General features: G+C 71.3%; 2 protein-coding genes. One reads left to right on the top strand and one right to left on the bottom strand.

The genetic code is table 11. The features are described 5' to 3' along the window. Positions 1 to 39: 39 nt before the first annotated feature. The gene (locus ADL01_RS17980; protein ID WP_053743024.1) at positions 40 to 1,233 is read left to right on the top strand and encodes a cytochrome P450; all 1,194 of its coding nucleotides are present in this window, start codon (positions 40 to 42) and stop codon (positions 1,231 to 1,233) included. Positions 1,234 to 1,258: 25 nt separating this feature from the next. On the opposite strand, the gene ADL01_RS17975 is transcribed toward ADL01_RS17980, so the two are convergent. Further along, positions 1,259 to 3,358: a molybdopterin oxidoreductase family protein gene (locus tag ADL01_RS17975; protein ID WP_053743023.1), complete on the bottom strand. Its 2,100-nt coding sequence runs from the start codon at positions 3,356 to 3,358 to the stop codon at positions 1,259 to 1,261. Positions 3,359 to 3,592 lie beyond the last annotated feature (234 nt).

The following is a 3,592-nucleotide window of genomic DNA, read 5'->3' as shown; positions in this document are numbered from 1 at the left end:
CCCCCGCACCCACATACTGACCACGCGGAGACGTCGACCATGTCTGAGCCCACGTTCCCCCCACTACCCATGCACCGCACCGCCCTCCTCGATCCGCCCGCCGAGTACGCCCTCCTGCGTGAGCAGGGCAGCGGCATCAGTCGGATCGCCCTCTGGGGCGGCAACACCCCCTGGCTGGTCACCAGGCACGAGGACGCCCGAGCCGTACTCGCGGACCCCCGCTTCAGCTCGGAGAACCACCGGGAAGGGTTCCCCGGCCTCCAGCCGACCCCGCCGCCGCTCACCCCCGGCCAGCTCTTCGCCATGGACGCGCCCGACCACACCCGGCTTCGCCGGATGCTGATCCCCGACTTCACGTTCCGTCGCGCCGAGGAACTGCGGCCGTTCATCCAGCAGTTGACCGACCGGCTCATCGACGACCTCGTGGCCAAGGGGCCCACGGTCGATCTCGTCGAGAACTTCACCCTCCCGCTGCCGCTGCTCGTCGTCTGTGAACTCCTCGGAGTGCCGTACTCGGACCGGGAGTTCATCCACCGCCAAGCCGCCGCGTTCGCCACCGTGACCGACGGGCCGGAGGCGATGCGGGCGGGCTGGGGCGCGCTGTTCGGGTACCTCATGGAACTGCTCGCCGCCAAGACCGCCGACCCCGGCGACGACCTGCTGAGCAGGCTCGCGACGGAGCAGGTGGCCACCGGCGAGGCAACCGCCGCAGAGGCGGCCGGACTTGCCGTGATGCTGCTCATCGCGGGACACGAGACGACGGCGAGCATGCTGTCGCTCGGCGTCGTGACGTTGCTGTCCCATCCCACCCAACTGGACGCGCTGCGCGCCGATCCGGAGCTGGTGCCGGGAGCGGTCGAGGAACTCCTGCGCTACCTCACGATCGTCCACATCGGGATCCGGCGTATCGCCACCGAGGACGTGGAGGTCGGCGGTGTCACCGTCCGGGCCGGGGAGGGCGTCGTCGTCTCGCTCCAGGCCGCCAACCGTGACCCCCGCGCCTTCCCGGAGCCGGACACCTTCGACATCACCCGGGACACCCAGCACCACGTGACGTTCAGCCATGGCCTCCACAACTGCCTGGGCCAGTCCCTCGCCCGCGTCGAGATCCAGATCGCGCTGCCCACCCTGTTCAGCCGCCTGCCGGACCTACGGCTGACGGCCCCGGCCGAGGTGGACGCCCACGAGGGGCGCGCCGTCCACGGCGTACGCGCTCTCCCGGTCACCTGGTGACACGTACGCCAACTCCGCTTGCCCCTCAAGGTCGTACGGCCTCCAGGCGTACCGCGCACGCCTTGAACTCCGGCATCCGTGAGGTCGGGTCGAGGGCCGGATTGGTCAGCGTGTTGGCCCGTCCCTCGCCCGGCCAGTGGAAGGGCATGAAGACGGTGTCGGGGCGGATCGAAGCGGTGATCCGCGCCGGCGCCACCGCCCGCCCGCGCCGCGACACGACGGCGATGGGGTCGCCCTCGCCGGCTCCGAGCCGCGCGGCCAGCCGGGGGTGCAGTTCCACGAACGGTCCGGGCGCGGCGGCGTTCAGTTCGTCGACGCGCCGCGTCTGGGCGCCGGACTGGTACTGGGCGACGACCCGCCCGGTGGTCAGCAGCACCGGGTACTCGGCGTCCGGCTCCTCGGCGATCGGCCGGTACGTGACGGGCGTGAACCGGGCCCGCCCGTCGTCGGTCGCGAACCGGTCGAGGAACAGACGCGGGGAGCCGGGATGTACCGGAACCTGCGACTGGTCGTCGTGCTCTGGCGCCGGGCACGGCCAGAAGACGCCGTTCTCCTCGGCGAGCCGCTGGTAGGTGATCCCCGAGTAGTCGGCGATCCCGCCCGCGCTGGCCCGGCGCAACTCCTCGAAGACCTCCTCCGGGTCGACCGGAAACCCCTTCTCCACCCCTGCGCGGGCCGCGAGTTGGTGCAGCATGTACAGGTCGCTGCGGACACCGTCCGGGGGAGTGACGGCCTGCCGGCGCAGCAGCACGCGCCCCTCCAGGTTGGTGGTCGTGCCGGTCTCCTCCGCCCACTGGGTCACAGGCAGGACGACGTCGGCGAGCGCGGCCGTCTCGGACAGCACGACATCCGCGACGGCGAGGAAGTCCAGTGACTCCAGGCGCTGTTGGATGTGCGCGGCCCGGGGTGCGGACACCACCGGATTGGACCCCATGAGCAGCAGGGAGCGGATGTCGGTGCCGAGCGCGTCGAGGAGTTCGTACGCGCTCCGTCCGGGTCCGGGCAGCGAGTCCGGGTCGACACCCCACACACCGGCCACATGCCGCCGCGCGGCGGGATCGGTCAGCTTGCGGTAGCCGGGCAACTGGTCGGCCTTCTGCCCGTGTTCACGCCCGCCCTGCCCGTTGCCCTGACCGGTCAGGCACCCGTATCCGGAGTACGGCCGCCCCGAACGCCCCGTCGCCAGGCACAGGTTGATCCACGCGCTCACGGTGTCGGTGCCCTTGGCCTGCTGCTCGGGTCCGCGAGCGGTGAGCACCATGGCGTCGGACGGCTCGCAGAACATCCGTACGGCTTCCCGCAGTTGCGGCACGGGCACGCCGGTGATCCGCTCCACGTACTCCGGCCAGTGGGCCATCGCCGCCGCCCGCGTCTCCTCCCACCCGCTCGTCCGCTCCTCGATGTACGCCTCGTCGGTGCGCCCCTGGGACACGACCAGGTGCAACAGGCCCAGGGCGAGGGCGAGATCGGTACCGGGACGCGGCGCGAGATGCAGGTCGGCCTGCTCGGCGGTACGGGTGCGACGTGGATCGATGACGATCAACGTCCCCCCGTTCTGCTTGAGTTCGGTGAAATAGCGGAGGGCGGGCGGCATGGTCTCGGCGGGATTGGAACCGACGAGGATGACGCAGCCGGTCCTGGGGATGTCCTCCATCGGGAAGGGCAGCCCCCGGTCGAGTCCGAAGGCCCTGATCCCGGCGGCGGCTGCGGACGACATGCAGAAACGCCCGTTGTAGTCGATCTGGGAGGTGCCGAGGACGACCCGCGCGAACTTGCCGAGCGCGTAGGCCTTCTCGTTCGTCAGACCGCCCCCGCCGAAGACACCGCACGCGTCCGGGCCGTGCTCCGTACGCGTGCGGGTCAGTCCCTCGGCCACCCGGTCGAGCGCCTCCTCCCAGGAGGCCGGTACGAGTACGCCGTCCCGCCGGACCAGCGGCTCGGTCAGCCGCAGTGCCGACGACAGCAGCGTGGGTGCGGTGCGGCCCTTGGCGCACAGCGCGCCACGGTTGACGGGAAAGTCGGCGCGCTCGGTGACCGTGACGCACCCGCCTGCTGCCGGCGTGAGGTTCATTCCGCACTGCAGGGCGCAGTACGGGCAGTGCGTGGGCGTCACGGAGTTCTCCATACCGCCCAGCGTGCGACGCCCGTGTTACACCCCGGACCGCCCCTCGTTACACACCGGGCACACCCACCTCCCGAAGGCCCAACGCCGCCAGTGAGGTTCTCCCACCCTAATTTTCAGCCCGTCCGGCGTTTGAGGACGAGGCCCCTTCAGGGCCGAAGCGGGGCTCTGGGGGCGGCAGCCCCCAGGGACGGGACGGGTAGGGGCGGCGGGGGCGAAAACCACACCCCCCTCACC

The sequence above is a fragment of the Streptomyces sp. NRRL WC-3618 genome (assembly GCF_001280005.1).
Classification (GTDB): domain Bacteria; phylum Actinomycetota; class Actinomycetes; order Streptomycetales; family Streptomycetaceae; genus Streptomyces.
The sequence above is the reverse complement of the archived record's forward strand: the minus strand, read 5'-3'. Positions and strand labels throughout refer to the sequence as shown.

What these genes read in the sequence shown, in the direction of transcription:
- ADL01_RS17975 (WP_053743023.1), bottom strand. Translation starts at nt 3,358, where the DNA reads ATGGAGAACTCCGTGACGCCCACGCACTGCCCGTACTGCGCCCTGCAG.
- ADL01_RS17980 (WP_053743024.1), top strand. Translation starts at nt 40, where the DNA reads ATGTCTGAGCCCACGTTCCCCCCACTACCCATGCACCGCACCGCCCTC.